This window comes from Pseudomonas sp. V88_4 (genome assembly GCF_029967985.1).
Taxonomy (GTDB): domain Bacteria; phylum Pseudomonadota; class Gammaproteobacteria; order Pseudomonadales; family Pseudomonadaceae; genus Aquipseudomonas; species Aquipseudomonas glycinae.
In genome coordinates this window covers 133195-152226 of record NZ_JASCAF010000027.1, presented here as the reverse complement: position 1 = coordinate 152226, position 19032 = coordinate 133195, and the positions used below count along the sequence as shown (strand labels likewise).

Annotated in this window: 16 protein-coding genes and 2 pseudogenes; 11 read left to right on the top strand and 7 right to left on the bottom strand. The window is 54.6% G+C overall.

The features are described from left to right. From QLG12_RS07940 to QLG12_RS07895, 10 genes and pseudogenes are all read left to right on the top strand, one after another. Nucleotides 1-233: pseudogene (locus tag QLG12_RS07940) on the top strand (type VI secretion system tip protein VgrG); the annotation flags it as partial. Beyond that, nucleotides 223-963, top strand: coding sequence for a DUF4123 domain-containing protein (locus tag QLG12_RS07935; protein WP_282474277.1), 741 nt, complete (start codon nt 223-225; stop codon nt 961-963). The pseudogene QLG12_RS07940 and the gene QLG12_RS07935, both read left to right, overlap by 11 nt. Continuing rightward, complete coding sequence (locus tag QLG12_RS07930; RefSeq protein ID WP_282474276.1) at nt 960-5975, top strand: RHS repeat-associated core domain-containing protein; 5016 nt, start codon at nt 960-962, stop codon at nt 5973-5975. Before QLG12_RS07935 ends, QLG12_RS07930 begins: the two co-directional genes overlap by 4 nt. Beyond that, the gene (locus QLG12_RS07925) at nt 5972-6283 is read left to right on the top strand and encodes a hypothetical protein (RefSeq protein ID WP_282474275.1); all 312 of its coding nucleotides are present in this window, start codon (nt 5972-5974) and stop codon (nt 6281-6283) included. Before QLG12_RS07930 ends, QLG12_RS07925 begins: the two co-directional genes overlap by 4 nt. Nucleotides 6284-6412: 129 nt before the next feature. Next, a pseudogene (locus QLG12_RS07920) lies at nt 6413-8521 on the top strand (RHS repeat-associated core domain-containing protein); the annotation flags it as partial. Between the two features lie 2 nt (nt 8522-8523). Beyond that, entirely contained in the window at nt 8524-9165 is a 642-nt protein-coding gene (locus tag QLG12_RS07915; protein ID WP_282474274.1) for a hypothetical protein, read from the top strand. A 44-nt stretch (nt 9166-9209) separates the two neighbouring features. Then, nucleotides 9210-9599, top strand: a complete 390-nt coding sequence (locus QLG12_RS07910) for an Imm50 family immunity protein (protein ID WP_282474273.1) — start codon at nt 9210-9212, stop codon at nt 9597-9599. Nucleotides 9600-9737: 138 nt separating this feature from the next. Continuing rightward, on the top strand, nt 9738-10493 hold the full coding sequence (locus tag QLG12_RS07905) for an Imm50 family immunity protein (RefSeq protein WP_282474272.1): 756 nt from the start codon (nt 9738-9740) through the stop codon (nt 10491-10493). A 274-nt stretch (nt 10494-10767) separates the two neighbouring features. Further along, complete coding sequence (locus tag QLG12_RS07900) at nt 10768-11016, top strand: hypothetical protein (RefSeq protein ID WP_282474271.1); 249 nt, start codon at nt 10768-10770, stop codon at nt 11014-11016. Nucleotides 11017-11059: 43 nt separating this feature from the next. Beyond that, nucleotides 11060-11365 carry a hypothetical protein gene (locus QLG12_RS07895; protein WP_282474270.1) on the top strand — a complete coding sequence of 102 codons (306 nt, stop codon included), beginning with the start codon at nt 11060-11062 and terminating at the stop codon, nt 11363-11365. 57 nt (nt 11366-11422) lie between these two features. On the opposite strand, the gene QLG12_RS07890 is transcribed toward QLG12_RS07895, so the two are convergent. Further along, on the bottom strand, nt 11423-12241 hold the full coding sequence (locus QLG12_RS07890) for a VanW family protein (RefSeq protein WP_282474279.1): 819 nt from the start codon (nt 12239-12241) through the stop codon (nt 11423-11425). Nucleotides 12242-12485: 244 nt separating this feature from the next. Here QLG12_RS07890 and QLG12_RS07885 point away from each other — a divergent pair, with 244 nt between their 5' ends. Continuing rightward, complete coding sequence (locus tag QLG12_RS07885) at nt 12486-13307, top strand: glycosyltransferase (protein WP_197870978.1); 822 nt, start codon at nt 12486-12488, stop codon at nt 13305-13307. A 327-nt stretch (nt 13308-13634) separates the two neighbouring features. On the opposite strand, the gene QLG12_RS07880 is transcribed toward QLG12_RS07885, so the two are convergent. The 6 genes from QLG12_RS07880 to QLG12_RS07855 form a co-directional block, all read right to left on the bottom strand. After that, the gene (locus QLG12_RS07880; RefSeq protein ID WP_197871004.1) at nt 13635-14219 is read right to left on the bottom strand and encodes a hypothetical protein; all 585 of its coding nucleotides are present in this window, start codon (nt 14217-14219) and stop codon (nt 13635-13637) included. A gap of 83 nt (nt 14220-14302) precedes the next feature. Beyond that, on the bottom strand, nt 14303-14482 hold the full coding sequence (locus QLG12_RS07875; protein ID WP_282474269.1) for a hypothetical protein: 180 nt from the start codon (nt 14480-14482) through the stop codon (nt 14303-14305). Nucleotides 14483-14493: 11 nt separating this feature from the next. Then, nucleotides 14494-14736: a hypothetical protein gene (locus tag QLG12_RS07870; RefSeq protein ID WP_197870974.1), complete on the bottom strand. Its 243-nt coding sequence runs from the start codon at nt 14734-14736 to the stop codon at nt 14494-14496. A gap of 87 nt (nt 14737-14823) precedes the next feature. Then, nucleotides 14824-15903: a lipocalin-like domain-containing protein gene (locus QLG12_RS07865; RefSeq protein WP_282474268.1), complete on the bottom strand. Its 1080-nt coding sequence runs from the start codon at nt 15901-15903 to the stop codon at nt 14824-14826. Further along, nucleotides 15893-18364 carry an FtsX-like permease family protein gene (locus QLG12_RS07860; protein ID WP_282474267.1) on the bottom strand — a complete coding sequence of 824 codons (2472 nt, stop codon included), beginning with the start codon at nt 18362-18364 and terminating at the stop codon, nt 15893-15895. The genes QLG12_RS07865 and QLG12_RS07860 overlap by 11 nt, the downstream gene beginning before the upstream one ends. Next, nucleotides 18361-19014, bottom strand: coding sequence for an ABC transporter ATP-binding protein (locus QLG12_RS07855; RefSeq protein WP_197870968.1), 654 nt, complete (start codon nt 19012-19014; stop codon nt 18361-18363). The genes QLG12_RS07860 and QLG12_RS07855 overlap by 4 nt, the downstream gene beginning before the upstream one ends. Nucleotides 19015-19032: the final 18 nt, after the last annotated feature.

Here is a 19032-nt window from a genome sequence, read left to right as displayed (position 1 = left end):
TCAAGATTGATGGTGGCGGCGTGACCATGAGCGGGCCGGCGATCAATATCAACTCCGGCGGCGGACCAGGCAGCGGCACGGGTGCCGCCCCGTTGATGCCGGGCGTGCTGAAACAGGCTGATGCCGACAAGGCTGGCGCCGTGCTGACCCCGGCGCAAATCAACACCCTCAAACGTAATGCGCCGTTCTGCGCAGAGTGTGAAAAATGCAAGGCAGGTGCCTGTGCCATCTAATCGAATGACACCCAAGGATTGGCTGGCACAACAGCCGTTGCAAAAAGATGAACGTCTGTATCTGGTCATCAGCGCCGCGAGCGATGCAGAGCCACTCAAGCCCTTTTATCAGCATGATACGGCTCCGCAACTTCTACCTATCTGGAGCGGAACACCGTACGCCGATTGGAAACCGGTGATGCCGTACCTCGCAGAAATCACCCCGAACGCTGAATTCTTGTCGTGGATTGCTGAAACTGACGCATTGGATTGGGGATGGCTCGCCGTGTCTACCTGCGATCCAGACCTGGTAATGGAACATTTACGTAGCCTGACCCAAGTGCGTATGCCGGATGCCACGGAAGTATTTTTTCGATTTTGGGATGGTCGGCATATCTACCCGATCATTGAGGCGCTTGGTCCCGCCACCGGAGAAGTTTTACCGGTATTCGAGCGATATCTGATCAATGGCAAAAGCGTTGAAGTGGGCCGAAGAGCAGTGCCGCCTGCGAAAGAGTGGCCTTGGTGGGAAGTGCCTCAAACGCTGTTGGATGTCCTCGCGAAAAAGGATCACACCACCGTAGTCGAGAACCTGATGCAGTGGCTATCAGAGGATTGTCCGGAGCTGTACTTCGAATTTCCCGAAGCCAACCTGCGTAGAAAGGTCGAGCGCTTCGTACGCCAAAACCCAAATACAGAAGAAATGGCAGAGCGTCTTGCTGCTGAGCTGACAAAGGAAGTCACGTCATGAATACCCCGATTGGTACATTGGTCCTGCGTGTGCTGGACGCCAAAACACCTGACGTGAGCCTGATTCTCAAAGACTTCAAAAACTGCCTGAGCGATTACAAGGACTGGGCTGACGGTTTCTGGACGGGCTGGGCGCTGGATGTCGACCAGACCTTCAAGGTCGGCAACGAAGTCAGTGTCACTAAACGCAAGACCAAAACCGGCGCAGTGGAAACCTATGCAACCTGCCCACTGGTGGGTGATTTCACGCTGATCCACATGTTCGAGTCAGCGCGATTCGTCCCTATTGGCAATACTCCAGTAAAACTGGAGCCAGTGACCAAGGGCACCTTCTACGACGACGTTACCGGACCGGTCATCGAAACCATGATAGGTCCAAGCGGTATCAAGGTGGTTGAAGGTTGCAAGAAGGGGCAGACCTATCGCATCACGTTCTTTCCCAATGTCTCGCAGAACGACGTCAAAGCGCTCTATGACTCCTATCAAGGCGTTATCGGAAAACTTGACAGCTGGCTGCAAAGCGAATGGTCGAACAAGTTTCAGCCGCAATGGGCCAGCTACTCAGCGGCAGATCGCGCCGGGCGTTCGGTCATTTTGCTTAAACGGGCACTGGATGGTTTTGAGAAAGCTCTGCTTCGTCTGTGGGACGACATCAAAAGCCTGTTCGAGCTGCTCGCTAATCCGCAAAAAAACTACGCAAAACTCAAAAAATATCTCTCGGATATCGAAATCGACAAGCTCTATGCCGCGTCGAAAGAGTCCATCGCTTCAGGGTTGCTGATCCTCAGCGACGAGCCGCTGATGTTCATCTACGTCTCGGCAATTGTGGCTTGGGTCGGCATGCTTCCGCCGCAGGTCATCGTCGACGTTATGACGGCGATTGCTTCGGAGTTTCTGATCAACGTACTGGTGGGTATATGCCTGACGGGTGGTGCCGGACTGGCTGTAAGAGCAGGGACGAAAGTCCTGTCCACGGTCAAATCGGGTGAAGCGATCAAGTACCTGGATGATCTTGCTTCTACTCTGATGACACTCAGCAACAAACACGCCCTGCCCGCTCATGCGGAGGTGTCGAAACCAATCATCGCCAGCGCCAAGAATGTGCCGATGAAGCCTGCCAAAACGGCAGCATTGAAGATCGACGAAGCCGCCACTGAAGCGCCCAAGCCCAAACCCCAACCAGGCAAAGCCGCACCGAAGAGCCAGGTAGCGGAGCAACCAGCCAAAGGCCCGCTGCCGAAAACTTCAGACACACCGAAACAAGAGGTCAAGGACGCCTCCTCGTTTCCACGGGACAAAAAGCAGAAACAAACCTCGCTTGAGCCAAAGGAAAAAATCGACGACGTTCCTGATCAATCGAAGACACCTGACGACAAAAGCGCCACCTGCGCGAAGAAAACCTGCACCAATGGCTGCCCGGTTTCGATGGTGACGGGTGAAGAACTGTTGACTATTACCGACGGCGAACTCGGCGGTTTACTGCCCTTCACCTGGACGCGTCTCTATCGCACCAGTGCGGCGGAAATGGATTGCGGCCTCGGCTTTGGCTGGAGCCATGCCCTCGCCCAACGGGTGGACATCAATGGCGATGAAGTCATCTGGACCGACCACGAAAACCGTGTCACGACTTTTCCTATGCCGAGCGAGCAGCGTCCGGCAATCACCAACAGCCTTTCGGAAGCCGCGATCTTCATCGGCAACGACCCTTCCGAACTTATCCTCACACAGGCTGGTGAACGCAAGCAGTTCTATCACTTCTGCTTCAACAGCAAAGGCGCGACGCTGATCGCCATCAGCGACAACTACGACAATCGCCTGCACATCACCCGTGACATCCACGGTCGAATCAAGCGCGTGGATAACGGGGCCGGTCGAGCACTTCTGGTTCGGTACGACCGCAAACACATTGTCGCCATCGACTATCAGCAATTCCTACCGGCAGACAATCTGGAAGATGCATGGAGCACCGTCCAGACGCTGGTCACCTACACGTACGATGCTCAACAACGCCTGATCAAAGCCACGAACGCTGCCGGTGAGTCGGAGCGTTACGCCTACAACGAACAGAACGTCATTCTCGAGCGGCAACTCGCCGGTGGCGCCAGCTTCTACTGGGAATGGGAAAAGGAAGGCAAGTCAGCGCGCTGCATCCATCACTGGGCCAGCTTCTCGCAAATGGACGCGCACTACGCGTGGGATGACAAAGGTAGCGTCACGGTTACCAACGCAGATGGCAGTGAAGAGGTCTACACCCACGATGACAAGGCTCGACTCGTCGCCAGGGTCGATCCGGATGGCGCGGAACACCTCAAGGCTTACGACGATCAAGGTAGGTTAATCGCCGAAAAGGATCCACTCGGCGCAGTCACTGAATACCAATACAACGAGGCCGGTCGACTGGTCGCGATCATCCCGCCGGAAGACATGCCGACCTCCTACGAGTACTACCACGGCTACGTCCGTGTGGTTAATCGTGGCCCGGCCAAATGGATCTACTGGCGTAACGACCAAGGCGATATCACCGAACAAATTGATCCAGATGGAAACTCGACCCACTACAGCTACGATCGCCAAGGACGTTTGCTGGAAATCAGACACCCTGATGGCAGCCGTCATCAACTGGGCTGGAATAACCTTGGCCAGTTGCTGGAGGAGCGCCTGCCCGACGGCGGTCAACGCAAATATCGCTACGACGCGCTCGGTCGGCAGATCACACGTCAGACTGAGACCGGTGCAATCACCCACTACCAGTGGGATGCTGCAAACCGTCTGGCACAGATCACCCTGCCCGGTGGTGCCACGCGCGCGTTTACCTACAACCCGTACGGTCGCGTCACGGCTGAACGCGATGAACTGGGCCGCGTAACCCGTTACGAGTATGCCGATAACCTGCACCTGGTCAGCCGTCGTATCAACCCCGACGGCAGTCAACTGCGTTATCGCTATGACAACGCACGCCTGCTGCTCACCGACATCGAAAACGAACGCGGCGAACACTATCAGCTGGATTACTACTCGAACGGGCTGATCCAGCAGGAAACCGGTTTCGACGGACGCCGCACTGCCTACGAGTACGACCTCAACGGCAAGCTGCTGAAGAAAACCGAATTCGGCGACGACGGCAGCGAACTTGTCACCGAGTACCAGCGCGACGCCGCTGGCCGACTACTGGTGAAGACCCTGCCCGACGGCGAGGAAATTCACTACAACTACGATGCACTTGGCCGCCTGGTCAACGTGGACGATGGTCATTGGCCGCTAGCTTATGAATATGATGTGCAGGATCGGCTGATCACCGAGCATCAGGGCTGGGGCACCACGCGTTACGAATACGACAGCGTCGGACAGCTAAATCACTGCCGCCTGCCGGATGGCAGCACACTCGATTATCGCCACCAACCTGGCGGGCATCTGAGCAGTATCGACCTCAACGGCACACGCCTGACTTCCCACCAGTTCAGCGCCGGTCGTGAACAGCAACGTCAGCAAGGTCTGCTGCTCAGCCAATATCAATACGATGAACAAGGTCGCCTGCAAGCGCACAGCGTCAGTCAACGCGACAAAAACCTATTCCAGCGTCGCTACAACTACGACGCCAACGGTAACCTCGCCGGCATCGACGACAGCCGTAAAGGCAATCGCAGCTACCACTACGATCCGCTGGATCGCCTGATCAACGTACGTGGCGCAACACCCGAAAGCTTCGCCCATGACCCGGCGGGTAACCTGCTCGGTCAGACCGACATGCCCGTTGCCAACCTGGCCAACGTCAAAGGCAACCGCCTGCTGATGCAGGGCGACCGCCACTACGACTACGACGCCTACGGCAACCTGATCCGCGAGCGGCGCGGCGCTAACCAGAAACTCGTCACTGAATACCGGTATGACTGCCAACATCGTCTCATCGGCGTAAGCCTGCCGGGAGGCAGTACGGCGTCGTACAAATACGATGCCTTCGGCCGACGCATCGAAAAGACCGTTGACAGCCATACCACCGAATTCCTGTGGCAAGGCGAACGTCTGATTGCCGAAAGTGCCGACAACCGCTATCGCAGCTACATCTACGAACCCGGCAGCTTCCGCCCCTTGGCGATGCTCGACGGCGAGGGTCCACTAAAGTCCACGCCGTTCTACTATCAACTCGACCACCTCGGCACTCCGCAGGAGCTCACCGACTACAGCGGCGAGATCATGTGGTCGGCAAAATACCGCGCCTATGGCAACCTTGCTGCACTGGATGTCAGCGAAATCGACAACCCGCTGCGCTTTCAGGGTCAGTACTTCGACGCCGAGACGGGGTTACATTACAACCGGCACCGCTACTACAATCCGAGCACAGCGCGTTTTTTGACGCCGGATCCGATCAAGCTTGCGGGTGGGTTGAACAACTACCAGTACGTGCCTAACCCGACAGGATGGGTAGACCCTTTGGGCCTAGATACCTGTCCTGGAGGAGATGGATGCAAGCCCCCCACCGGTATCGAAGACCCCATATCCAATTCGAGCGTAAACGAACTCACTAAAGCCCCTGAGGTGGCACAGCCTAAACCTGATTTCTACGTAGGTCCCTCAGGCCCGGACTCTACAATGCCCTCAACTGGATATCGATATATCCGATACAAAAATGATGATGGAACTCTTAACAAATGGGGTCAGGACGCAATAGAAACGAAAAGCCAGGGGGTAACCTACTTCGGATTCGAAAAACATGAATCTGGTAAAGACGCGCGAAACGCATTTCAGGTTAAAGGGCCAGAACATGGACCGGACGAAAATGGTCCTGGCTCATGGAGTGATGCGCGCATCAGGGCAGAGTTTGATACTTTGCAGCTCTACACTGATGGAAAGCCGAGAGCACGTGTTCCTTTTTGGAAAGGTGATACTGACAAATCCAAATTAGAGCCTTTAGCTGAGGCCTATGAAAAATACGGCGACGGAGGAGCACAACAACTTCATCTTGACGGTCAAAAAGTAAACTTCGATAAAGTTGACGTACTACCGGAGGAAAAATGAAAACCTTTTACATAATTGCCAAAAATGATATGGAACCAAATTTTCCTCATAGCTCAAGCTGGCCGAAGGTTATAGGTTACTCATTTACAGATAAATATTTTTATCTATCGGAAGGTAAAGGCCACGGATTCGCCGCAAATGATATGCCTGAAGCAAAAGCAAAAAGACCAGAGTGGCTTGAAATATTTTTAGCCCTAGATGCGCTCTGGTTTCTAGATCTAATCGACAACACACACTTCACAAGCGAAAAAGAGTTTTTTGATAAAATAACTTCAATACTCGGCAATGTAGAGACAATAAATTTCTGAGAAACCGTACTAAGCCAAATTCAATATGGAATAGTCAAAGCCTTAAAGGGGGACAAATTCATTTTTCGTTAAAGAAAATAGAAAATAGAAAATAGAAAATAGAAAATAGAAAATAAATCTGTCCCCTTTTCTATTCAGTACCAATGGGATACCGCCAACCGCCTTGCACAAATTACCCTGCCGGGCGGTGCAACACGCGCGTTTACCTACAACGCCTACGGCAATGGCACTGCCGAACGAGACGAACTCGGCCGCGTCACCCGTTACGAATATGCCGACAACCTGCACCTTGTCAGCCGTCGTATCAATCCTGACGGTAGCCAACTGCGCTACCGCTACGACAACTCGCGCCTGCTGCTGACCGAAATCGAAAACGAGCGCGGCGAGCATTACAACCTCGACTACTTCCCGAATGGCCTGATCCAGCAGGAAACCGGCTTCGACGGTCGTCGCACTGCGTACGAATACGACCTCAATGGCCAGTTGCTGAAGAAAACCGAATTCGGCGATGACCGTAGCGAGTTGGTGACTGAATACCAACGCGACGCCGCAGGCAGGCTTCTGGTGAAGACACTTCCCGACGGCGAAGAAATCCACTACAGCTACGATGCCCTCGGTCGCCTGGTCAACGTCGACGACGGGCACTGGCCGCTCGCCTACGAATACGACCTGCAAGATCGCCTCGTCACCGAACACCAGGGCTGGGGCACCTTGCGCTATGAGTACGACAGCGTCGGCCAGCTCAAGCACTGTCGCTTACCCGATGGCAGCAAACTCGACTACCGCCACCAACCCGGCGGCCTGCTCAGCGGCATTGACCTCAACGGCTCGCGCCTGACGTCTCACCAGTTCAGCGGTGGTCGCGAACAGCAGCGCCAGCAGGGCCTGCTGCTCAGCCAGTATCAATATGACGAACAGGGCCGTTTGCAGGCTCACTACGTCAGCCAGCGTGAAAAAAACCTGTTCCAGCGTCGCTATAACTACGACGCCAACGGCAACCTCGCCGGTATCGACGACAGCCGCAAGGGCAACCGCAGCTTCCACTACGACCCGCTGGACCGCTTGACCAGCGTACGTGGCGCAACACCGGAAACCTTCGCCCACGACCCGGCCGGCAACCTGCTCGGCCAGAACAACGAAGGCACAGCCAACCTCGCCAACGTCAAAGGCAACCGCCTGCTGATGCAGGGCGACCGCCACTACGACTACGACGCCTATGGCAACCTGATCCGCGAACGCCGTGGCACCGGACAAAAACTCGTCACCGAACACAGCTACGACTCCCAGCACCGACTAATCCGTGTCAGCCTGCCGGATGGTAGCGCCGCGTCCTACAAATACGACGCTTTCGGCCGCCGCATCGAGAAAACCGTCGATGGCCATACCACCGAATTCTTGTGGCAAGGCGAACGCCTGATCGCCGAAAGCGCTGACAATCGTTACCGCAGCTATATCTATGAACCGGGCACATTCCGCCCTCTTGCCATGCTCGATGGTGAAGGGCCTCGCAAGGCGACCCCGTTCTATTACCAACTCGATCATCTGGGCACACCGCAGGAACTCACCGACTACAGTGGCGAGATCATGTGGTCCGCGAAGTACCGCGCCTACGGCAACCTCGCGGCGCTGGACGTCAGCGAAATCGATAACCCGTTGCGCTTCCAGGGTCAGTATTTCGACGCAGAGACGGGCCTACACTACAACCGTCATCGCTACTACAATCCGGGGACTGGGCGGTTTCTGACACCGGATCCGATCAAGCTTGCGGGTGGGTTGAATAACTACCAGTACGTGCCTAACCCTACGGGATGGGTGGACCCTTTGGGGTTAAGTGCTAACTGCCCTAAAAACTCGAAAATCGGAACAAAAAACAAGGCAGATGACACCAGCGGAGCCAAAGCAGAAACTGGTGAACCTGAGCTTCCAAAAGGCCATGAAAGTACCCTTACAAGGAAAGCAGCATTCAGGCAGGCCAAGAAAGTCGGAGGAATTCCGCTGTCACAGCAGCCAACGAGATCATATAAGGAAGTGCTTACTGACCAAAAGGGTCGAGTAATGAGCCGCGTATATGAGTTTCGCTTGAAGGATGGCCGAACTGTTACGATTCGAGAGCACTCACTTGGGCACGTAAAAGGAAATGAGGGACCTCACTTCAATACAGAGGTTACGGGAACTACTGGTACGAAAGCGGCCCTAAAAGAGGGCGACAACTCCCATACTTACTTTAAAAAAGAATAACCATGAATACATTTTACATCTGTGAACCGGGAATAAAGCTCTGTGAGCAACCTATCTACACAACCGCTCCCGGATTCGTAAGTTATTCGTTTTATTCCGCATCATTGTCGGAGGCATGGTCAACTTGGAAAAAGTTGAGTATCGCCTTGTCAACTGAATGGCCCGTAACTATAAAATGGCGAACAGTTGGAGATTCGCTCGAACAGCAAAAAATACAAGAAATTCGCCTACGCAAAGATATCGAAAAAACCTTAGGTAAAAACGGATTTATTAAAAAGAACGAACAAACAAAAATCTACTCATACTTAAACCCCGAAAAAACCGAAAAAAACCAAATAAACCCAAACGAATTAACACAATATCGAAATACTTTCCTCATACTTAAAAAGCAAACTCCAGACATGCAAGTCCTATGGGATCAACTTAGCAATGGTGATAAAGGTGTAACTTCAAATAGCCTATTTAACTTTTTGACACTTGATCGAGAAGCTCTGATATGTCGCTTCTTAGAAAGCGATACCCACTCAACCGCACAACTTATCAGCCCAATTGAATACCATACAAAAATCAATTCAATACTCGAAAAAATAAACATTACAAAGACAACAGAAACCGATCTACCAACCATAATTAGCCATCTATAAAAAGGAAATCTAGCAAAATAAACGCAACAAAACGGGACCTATAAATGTGGACTTCAGCAATATCAAACAAAAAACAATGGACTTCAATTTTTGGAGAGCACCATTTACCCAACAACATTTACGTCTCTTACGCAATGCTGGACGGAACATCTATAAACTTAAATCTACGATGCTCAATAGAACAAGCAACCGCCCCAAAAAAATGGCTAAAGAAAAGCTACAACGAGTATGAATTCAATCTCTACATCGTCAACATAGAGGACTTCATAGTTGAAAATTTCAACTTCAGCGGCTCTATTAACATATCTATCAAACAAGACGGACCAAGCTACAAAATCGAATTAGGATTTGCAAACTCATGCAAAGCCATGTTTAGTGCAAAAAACATCACAATAGCCAACATAAAAGCATACTACAACAACGGAGCCATGTAGCTAAAATCAAAGCAACAAATCTAAAAATAAAAACATGACTACAAATCTAGAACAAAAAGAGGACAGATTTATTTTTCTTTGGAGAAAATAAATCTGTCCTCTTTTCAAGATAGCACTATTATTTCAAGGAATAAAAAATTGAATTCCTGGAACAAATTAGACGGAAGCACCTTTTTTAACAAGGTATTCACCTCACCCATCCTAATTGGTGAGATAGAGCTGTTCTCCATAAACATTGACAACAGCAGACCAATTATATTAATGGAGTTTGACATCCCAGAGTATCCAGATGCACCGCCAGACAAATGGAAACAGTCTGGATTCAACACATGCCGCATAGGTTTAAATTGCAGCAACATCGAAGGTCTTTTAATAAAAAACATCCCCACCCATGAAAAACTGAGAATCAAAATCACATCCAACGAGAAAAAATTCAGAATAAGTGCATCCAGCGAGAACTCACTAATTGAATTTACTACTAAACACCCACTACCTTGTGGCCCATCCGCTTATTCAAACGCCCATTTTACAGATAAAAAACCAAAGAACATGAGAACAAAACTTAAATACGAACTCCAACCCCTCCGAGTACCAAGCGGATGGACAATCACAATCAACAACCTTTATGAGGTTGATCTCACCCCTGAAACTGCAGATTGGTTTAGTAGTTCAGTTTTACTAGGTGGTGCACGACAAACTACGGGACACTGCTTTGACTCCAGAGTTGAACCAGAAGGAGATCCATCGGGTGAGTTTGTAATTGAATTTCTAACGATCAAGTACGACAACAAAGGGAACCCGTTAAAAAATTCTGAGATATCCCTAGGGGAATTCAAAACAAAAAACAAGATGGAGTTTATTAAAAAAATCGAAGACTTTATGCTTGAAGCATAACAAACCAAAATTTATTTTTCGCTGAAGAAAATAAATCTGCCCCCCTTTTTTTTTCAAAAAACTATTGGGCATTTTTAGATTTTCCAATCAAAGAAAAACCTCATCAAAAACCCTCCGAATAATAAACTCATGAAAATCACAATATCGCGCATAGTTAAAATCTACACAGAAAAGACCCTTGTTGAATTCTCCACCCCTTATGGAGAAGGTCTTTCAAGCTTATTCACTCTAGAGGCAAGAAAAAAACGTCACTATGACGTCGAAATAAATATTGATGATGTTTTTTTACTGGGACAAAAACATCTTCACCGCAATGAGCAACACACCCTCAACTCGCCATGAAGCCGAAAAAACCTATATAACAGCAGAGCTTATTTCTATTACCGAAGATGGATGCGGGTCGCTAAAATTTGGCAATCCCATCATCTTCATCTCACTAAAAAACGAAAATAAAGATCTTATTTTGCCGAGTTTTGTTGAGATCTCAGCTATTCAAATCATCCTTTACCCAACCAACACCTGAGCAATGTTCAAAAAGCACATCCGCCCTCCTTGGAGATCACTAAATGAACACAAGCAAAATCACCACTCTCGGAGCCAAAATAACTCTCGATGACATTTCCCAGCTTGATCAAACACTCGACATCTCGCTCGAAATAGAAAACTTGAAGGAAGACCTTTTTCAAGCGACTTTCCCATGCGGCCAAATACTCGATATCGGATGGTATCCAGAATTCAGCACACGCGGTTCCTTTGTAATCTCTCTAATCTGCAATCAAGACTGGCAAAATCCGACTCATTGTGAAAAAGCCAAAAACTGGGAAGAGTTCAAAATCGCGCTAGAGAACATATTGAAAAATCTGGAAAGCTAGTATCGATAAACGCTTCGGATATATGGAGTAAACCAACTGACCAAAACAACATCACCGCTATCCGCCCTCAATCATCTCCCCCAAAACCTCATACTTAACCACCACCCGATTCCCATACAACCGCTCCCTCTCCACCAACGCCCCCACCTGCCCCTTCTCCCTCACCTCCCGCCAAATTTCATTCTCCCGATACACCCGCTCCCCCTCCCGCACAAACCGATGCCCCACCTCGAACACGTGATACCGATAAGCCCGCTCCCGATCACACAACAACTCCCCCTCCAACTGCGTCTCCCCGACCTTCAGCTTCAGCTGAAAGCTGCGATCCGTCGGGTTGTGCAGTACCAGGTCGATGTAGTTGTAGAAGATCGCCGCGCCGGAGCCGAATGGCAGGACGCGGCCGTCGTCCGGGAAGGGGTCGAAGCTGTGGTTGGCGCGTTCGGTGACGATCAGGGGTGAGTGAATGGCCATCCAGTGGATGAGGTTGCTGAGTTGGCAGATGCCGCCGCCGATGCCGGTGCGGGCTTCGCCGAATGAGAGTTCCATGCCTTCGACGTAGCCGCGTTGGCGGGTCGGGCGGCCGACGAGGCGGCAGAAGGAGAAATATTCGCCGGGGGCGATGGTGACGCCGTCGATGGCAGCGACGGCGAGTTTGAGGTTGATGACTTTGTTGTGTTGCAGCGCGAGGTCGGAGTCGCCGAGTTTGCGGATCAGTTTTGAGGTGTGCTTGAGGTAGCGATAAGGCAAGCGCTCGGACGTCGCGGCAGGTCGCGCGTAGCGTTTGCTCGAGCAGTGCCAGGCGATGTGGCGAAACAGTCTTTTTTGCCACACGCGCAGCCAGTAAAGGGCCGGGTGGTAGAGGGAAAGTGGTTTCATCCGTGGCGAACGGCGCGGGCCGTTGTCTTCCTTGAACTTGAAAGGGCGGCGCATCTTACCGTGGAACCGCGCTGGGTCGCCAAGCGCTTCGCCGGTGTCGCAAGCCGTAACACGTCGCCCGGCCCGGGCGCTCGAAAATTAAGCTTGAACTAAGGTTGCGTCCCTACCATCCGGGCCACAAAGCAGCGGTTCTGTGGGCTGATTGCCGTCAGCAGAACCCTTCAACTTGAAGTGAGCCCGGACCATGAGTGCGATCGATTCCACCTCTAAACAACTGCCCGCCTTCAGTCTTGTATTGGTCAATTACAAGACGCCGGAAATAACCCGGATGTGCCTGGAGTTTCTCCAGCAATACGTCAAGGAGCATCAAATTCCGGTGTGGGTGGTGGACAACGATTCCGCCGATGAAAGCCTGATCTACTTGCGGTCTCTGGACTGGATCAACTTGATCGAGCGCCCTTCACCCGGCAAGGAAGCGGGACATATTGCTCATGGCAAGGCACTTGATCTGGCACTTGCGAAAGTTGAAACCGATTACCTGTTTTTGCTGCACACCGACACTTTCGTTTTTGACAGTACTGTCTTTTCGATGATGATGAATGAGTGCATGCAATCTTTGGATACAGCGGCGGTCGGTTGCGTCGAGCAATTGGATCGCGGCGTCCTTAGAGACACCTGGCGTTTGTCTTCGCGTTATTTCAAACACTATTTCCGCCGGGCAAAACAGCACTTGGGGTTGCCCTCCCGAGATCCAAAACCCTACCGGGAAACTCACCTGAAAAGCTTCTGCACCTTGTGGAATGCACGGCTGATCAAGGCTCACGGGCTGCATTTTTCGATGGACGACCGGGTCCCGGGATACACGCTGCAGGATCGTTTAAGCAGCCTTGGCTACGGCATCAAATGCCTCTCGCCGCGGACGATCTTTCGCTACCTCGATCACATCCAGGCCGGCACCGTGGCCGCGATCGGTGGATACGGCAAACAACACCGCCGCACCACCATGTATCAGGAAACGCTCAAGCGCCTTCAGTCACAACAGGGCATGCGGCCCGCCAAATCGTAAGACAATAAAAAAGGGCGACTTCAAAGTCGCCCTTTTTTGCATCTGAATTCTTTGGTTTCCACTCCGAGGAGGTGTTCGCCCAGTGTAATGGCCTGGCAATCCATGCACCGGTAAAGAGCCCTGACACTGGGCGAACGGGAGGGATTTTAATGGAAGTTGGCGGATATGTCGTCCTAATTGAAGATGAAATTTATGTACTGAAAAGTTAAAGGACATTGCTTACCGATTTTTCCCGACAAACTTTCTGACATCACCACCTCGAATACTTCATATGACTGCTCTCATACAATTACTTGTACAAGAACAGCCATTCTGTAGAGTCAATACTCAACTTTCATGCTGACTGGTCACTTTTAATACATCGGTATAAGTGACCACGACGCTCTGTCCGACTTTAAGATTTTTCAGTTTGGCCTGAATCTCAGGCTTTTCGACGTTGAGGGTTTTCGACTGGCCTGAAGGGTTTTCCAGGGTGACCTGGTTTGTCGCCAAATCAATTTTGGTGATTTTCAACTGGACCTGAACCTGGCGGAATGCCTCGCCACCGGGGTTGCTGCTGCCCACGGCGTTGCGCAGTTCACCGGTGCGCTCGGTGGAGCCTGGCAGACCTTTATCCACGTCGGTGTCCAGATAAGCGGCCACAGAGCGGGTCACTTCGATCTGAACCAGATCGCCCACTTTCAAATTACCGAGATTTTTCGCCTTGTCGCTGAGCTGAATGTGCACCTGGCGACCTTCTGCGCCTTCAAGGACCACCTGATGATTGGCCGGGTCAACCGCCAGCACTTTGGTGGTGACTCGGTCGGCCTCGACAGCGGCCGACAGCGGGATATCGGCGGCCGTCGCCGAAAGGCTGGCAGCAGAAAGGACGGTAGCAAGTGCTATGGCGTGCGTCAGTGCTTGGAGCTTCATAAGCGGTACGTTCCCTGTGATGGATGGCAGCACCCATCGCCAATGTGGTCAGCGACGGATGTGCCACTGAGCATAGACGCCCTTCAGGGTTTGTTCCGCGCTCGTTGCGCAGTGTCCTGCGCCGTTGACTCGCCACTAAAGGTGCCTTTTCCGGAGCTCTGCCGCTGTTTGGGATCGGTGGGACGCAGTGCGTCGTTGTCGCGCTCGGTTTCACCCGGCGGACGAGGTTCGTCAGGGTGTTCGCTATCAGGGACAGTGTTCATGTCGGGCCTCCTCAGGCTTCAGGGTCGTCGAGTTCCCGCGCAACGTTCACGGCGGGTGTGTCCTTGTGCAGGTCATCGGCCTTGGCTCTGAGAATCTGCCACTGCTCAAGATCGATGGCACCTTGGCCGAGCAAATCGTCAGCAATGCGCTGCAGATCGAAGTAATGGGCATCCGGGGATTGTTGCCAGTACGTCTGATCGTCAAACATCTGCTGCCAGGTCGTCAGGTCTGGAGATTTCAGTTCCTCGCTCATGGATCGGATCCTCGGCCATGTTTCTCGGTAGAGGGAGCATCCTCGACAGAGTTCCAATCGATTCCTTGGCAGGCATGGCGCGCGAAATCAGTACCCGGTCATCTCCAGATAGCCCTGCCCGCCCCGATTGCCGCTCAGGCGCACCGGCCCTTCCCAATACGGAATGCGCAGGTTCATCCAGGCATCGGGGTTGATTGCATCGAGGGTGATCTGCAGATTTTTTCGCGGAATGTTGATCGACCAGCGCACCGGCATCGAACGGCCGGCGACTTTTGCAGTGTCCTGCGGAGTCAACTTGATCTGATCGGCGTGCAGGGTTTCGGTCTGGCCATCGGCGGCAATCCACGTGCCGGTCAGGTACGGCGCCCCTTCCTTTTGGCGCATGCGGTAGAGCATGACGTGTTCGCCGCCGTCCAGATGCAGTGAGAACCAGTCCCAGCCGGTCTGGTTGGCGGTCAGCGGCTGGCTGCTCCATTCGCGATCGAGCCAGGCCGGGCCGTTGACGGTGTAGGTCTGGCCGTCGATCTGCAGGGTGCCGCTGGCCTGGAAAAACGGCTGGCTGTAGTAATACGACGCCTGGCCCTGTTCGGATTTCTGACTGAAACCCTTGTCGCCTTGCAGCACCAGCGGGCGGCTGGAAGTCAGCCGCAGTTGGTAGCTGAAATTTTTGTCCTTTGCGCTGAGTTGCATGTCGCTCAGCGGATCGCTCGCCTGACTGACGAAACGCCAGTCATCGATCCATGCGTCGAACGGCGCCGCACGCACCCCGGCCTGCCCGACGCCGCCACGGGCGTAACGCTCGGCGGCATGGTGGACGCTGGCCGAAGTCACCGCCGCATGCCCGAGCCAGATCGTCTGGTTGGCCCAGCCCGGTTGCTGCGGCGAGGCGTTCAGAGCGCTGCGAAACAACGTCCACTGCACGCCGAAATCGTTGCCCTGCGCATCCTTGAGATTGGCCGTCACGTACCACCACTCGATACGAAAACCGTCATGGGCGCCGTGATCCGCCGGGAAGCTGAACACCCGCCCCGGCACCACCGGCGTAAACGCCTGTGCCTGAGCGCCCATCCCGGCGAAACCCTTCTGCTCCGGTGCCGGGTTGTCGCAGCCACTGAGCAACAACGCCAGAAAAACCGCCAGAAACACCACCGCAAGCCTAGTCCTCATGGGCAAACGTCCTCAGCAAGTCCGCCGGTTGCGTGCGGTACAGCGAATACAGCGGCCACGCCGAGGCCAGCAAGGTCGCCAGCAGCGCCAGCCCCATCAGTTGCAGCAACTGCAACGGAAACACCCGCAGCGGCAGACGCCAGCCAAAGGCCTGAACGTTGATCACCGCGTCCAGGCACCACGCCAGGCCGAGGCCCAACGGCAATGCCAGCACCAGCGTCAGCAGCGCCAACAGCCAGGTTTGGCCGAGGTTGAGCAGCATCAATTGTCGCCGCGTCACGCCCAAAGCCCACAACGGTGCGAGCTGGCCTAGGCGGCTCTGGCTCTGGGTCAGCAGGCTGATGAACAGCGCTACGCCGGCGACGGCCAAGGTCAGGCTATTCAGCGCGGCGGTCGCGGCGAAGGTGCGTTCGAAGACTTGCACCGACCAGCCCTTGAGCCGCGCCTGATCGACGATCCGGCTGTCATCAAGCTGGAAGCGTACCTGCAAGGCCGTGAGCAACGCCGGGATGTTCGGTGGGTCGATACGCAGGTTGAAGCGGTTCGGCGTCAGTTGCGGCCAGCCGCGCAACAGGTGATTGCTGTTGACCAGCACATGGCCCTTGGGATTGCCGTAGTCGGCGTAGATCCCGACGATGCGCGGCGTCCACGAGCCGCCCGGCGTGGGAATCGTCAGGTGATCGCCCGGCGTCACTCTCAAACGACGCGCCAGTTGTTCGCTGAGCATCACCGCATCGTCTTTGGCCAGCGCCGCCCACGGGTCGTCTCCTCGAGATTCGAGCAACGGCCAGTGCTGGCGATAGTGCGGATGATCGATGATGCCGAACACGTCCGCCGGCCAGCCTTGCAGCGTCACCGAAACCTGCCAGTTAGGCATGATCGCGGTGACGCTCGGTTGCTGTTTGAGCCAGGTGGACAGCTCTCGCGCCTGCGCCGGGTTGCTCGGGTTCAGATAAAGCTCGGCGGTGAGCCGTTGTTCGAGCCAGTCGTTGAAGGTCTGGCGGAAACCGGCGGTCATGCTGCCGGCGCCGATGTTCGCCGCCATCGCCAGCAGCAGCGCCATCAACGCCAGGCTCAACGCCGGCAATTGTTGGCGGCAATCGGCGAGAAACCATTGCCCGAGCACCGAGCGGCTGCGCCCGAGCAACCCGTTGAGCAGCGCACTGAGCAACACCGGCAGCGCCAGTGCGGCGCCGAGCAACAGCCCCGCCATCAACACAAAACCGCTGGCAAGGCTGTTGCCCCACACCAGCGCCGCCAACGCAATCACTGCACACACGCCGGCTACCCAACCCTGACGCCGCAACCAGCGCGCATGTTGCTGATGCCAGGCCTGCGGATCCGCCACCGCCAGCAACGGCAGACGCGCCGCCCGCAGCAGACTGTTGGCCCCGGCCAGCAACGCGCCGAGCAGACTCAAGCCGATGCCGCTGAACCACCACCACGGACTCAGACGCAACTGTCCCGCCACTTCCGCGCCGTACAGACCGCGCAGGCTGGCGGCGACATCCGGCAACAGCACGCTCGCCAGCCAATAACCGCTGACTACGCCGAACAACCCGCCGATCAACGCCAGCGCGCCGAGCTCGACGATCAGGCAAGCAATCAGCATCCGCGCGCTGACCCCACAGGCCCTCAAGGTGCGCAGCAGTCCCCGACGTTGCTCCAGCGCCAGACCGATAGCCGCGTGGACGATAAACAAACCGACAATGAACGAGAGAAACCCGAGCGCATCGAGGTTGAGGTGGAAGCTCTCGGTCAACCGCGCAAGGTTGTTTTCCTCGCCACTGCTCTTGAGCTGCAACTGGCCCTTGAACGCGGCCGGGACGTCGGCGTGAAAATCCTTAGGCAACAGCAGGCGTGACAGTTGCTCGGGCTGCTCGAGCACGCGCTGAGCGACGCCAATGTCCACCAGCAGCACGCCGGGGGCCATGTCGGTTTGCGCTCGCAGCGGCGGCAGCGTCTGGCCGGATTCGGTGGTTGGTGTCGCGCCCTCGGCGAGGTTCAGCGCTCGCAAGGTTTCAGGAGAAATCCAGGTACTGCCCGGCGGGCTGAAGAACTCGACAATCCGCTCGATCGGCATCGCCTGCCCGGCCACCGCGCTGTCACCGGGTAAAGACACCGGTTCGATGCCCATCAACTGCAGGCGCTGGTTTTCGTGGCCCTTGAGACTCAGGCGTCCTTGCAGCACCGGCGACACCGGCCAGCCCAGACGCCGCAGATCAACGAACCATTGTTGCGGGAACGTCGCGCCGTTCGGCGTGCTGAGGCTGGCCTGGGGTTCGCCGCCAATCAACTGGCTGGCACGGGCGTAACTGTCCCGCGCCTGACTGTTGAGGGCTTCGACTCCGGTCAACAGACTGGTGGCCAGCCACAACCCGGTCAGCACGCTGAAAAACTGCACCGGATGGCGCCGCCAGTGACTGAGCAGCGCCATCAGCGCGTAGCGGAAAACCTTCACGTCAACCGACCGCTGGACAGCACCACGCGCTCCGCCAGCCGCTCCGCCACGCGCTGACTGTGGGTGACCATCAGCAAGGTGGTGGGTGTGTCGTCGAGCAACTCCAGCAGCAGTCGCAAGACTTCATCGCTGGTGGCTTCGTCGAGGCTGCCGGTGGGCTCGTCGGCCAGCAAAAGTTTCGGTTGCGCCGCCAGCGCACGACCGAGCGCAACCCGCTGTTGCTGGCCGCCGGAGAGTTGTTCGGGATAGCGCTTGAGTAATTCGCTCAGCCCCAGACGCTGTACCAGATGATGCTGCCAGCGCGGGTCATGCCGCCCCGCCAGACGCGCCTGAAACGACAGATTGTCTTCGATGCGCAGGCTGCCGATCAGGTTGTACTGCTGGAACACCAGACCGATTTCGGTGCGCCGCCAGTTGGCCAGTTGCGCCTCGTTCATCCGGTCCAGCCGATGTTCGCCGCTGCTGATACTGCCGCTGTCGACTTTGTCGAGCCCGGCGATCAGGTGCAGCAGCGTGCTCTTGCCGCTGCCCGACTCACCCATCAGCGCCAGGCTGCTGCCGGGCTTGAGCGTCAGGTCGATACCTTGCAACACCGGCAACGGGCCTTGTGGGGTGAGGTAGCTTTTGAAGACGTTGTGAACCTGGAGCATGCCGCCATCCGATCGATC

What these genes read in the sequence shown, in the direction of transcription:
- QLG12_RS07915 (WP_282474274.1), top strand. Translation starts at nt 8,524, where the DNA reads ATGAATACATTTTACATCTGTGAACCGGGAATAAAGCTCTGTGAGCAA.
- QLG12_RS07885 (WP_197870978.1), top strand. Translation starts at nt 12,486, where the DNA reads ATGAGTGCGATCGATTCCACCTCTAAACAACTGCCCGCCTTCAGTCTT.
- QLG12_RS07865 (WP_282474268.1), bottom strand. Translation starts at nt 15,903, where the DNA reads ATGAGGACTAGGCTTGCGGTGGTGTTTCTGGCGGTTTTTCTGGCGTTG.
- QLG12_RS07930 (WP_282474276.1), top strand. Translation starts at nt 960, where the DNA reads ATGAATACCCCGATTGGTACATTGGTCCTGCGTGTGCTGGACGCCAAA.
- QLG12_RS07900 (WP_282474271.1), top strand. Translation starts at nt 10,768, where the DNA reads ATGATGTTTTTTTACTGGGACAAAAACATCTTCACCGCAATGAGCAAC.
- QLG12_RS07875 (WP_282474269.1), bottom strand. Translation starts at nt 14,482, where the DNA reads ATGAACACTGTCCCTGATAGCGAACACCCTGACGAACCTCGTCCGCCG.
- QLG12_RS07925 (WP_282474275.1), top strand. Translation starts at nt 5,972, where the DNA reads ATGAAAACCTTTTACATAATTGCCAAAAATGATATGGAACCAAATTTT.
- QLG12_RS07890 (WP_282474279.1), bottom strand. Translation starts at nt 12,241, where the DNA reads ATGAAACCACTTTCCCTCTACCACCCGGCCCTTTACTGGCTGCGCGTG.
- QLG12_RS07910 (WP_282474273.1), top strand. Translation starts at nt 9,210, where the DNA reads ATGTGGACTTCAGCAATATCAAACAAAAAACAATGGACTTCAATTTTT.
- QLG12_RS07880 (WP_197871004.1), bottom strand. Translation starts at nt 14,219, where the DNA reads ATGAAGCTCCAAGCACTGACGCACGCCATAGCACTTGCTACCGTCCTT.
- QLG12_RS07870 (WP_197870974.1), bottom strand. Translation starts at nt 14,736, where the DNA reads ATGAGCGAGGAACTGAAATCTCCAGACCTGACGACCTGGCAGCAGATG.
- QLG12_RS07855 (WP_197870968.1), bottom strand. Translation starts at nt 19,014, where the DNA reads ATGCTCCAGGTTCACAACGTCTTCAAAAGCTACCTCACCCCACAAGGC.
- QLG12_RS07895 (WP_282474270.1), top strand. Translation starts at nt 11,060, where the DNA reads ATGAACACAAGCAAAATCACCACTCTCGGAGCCAAAATAACTCTCGAT.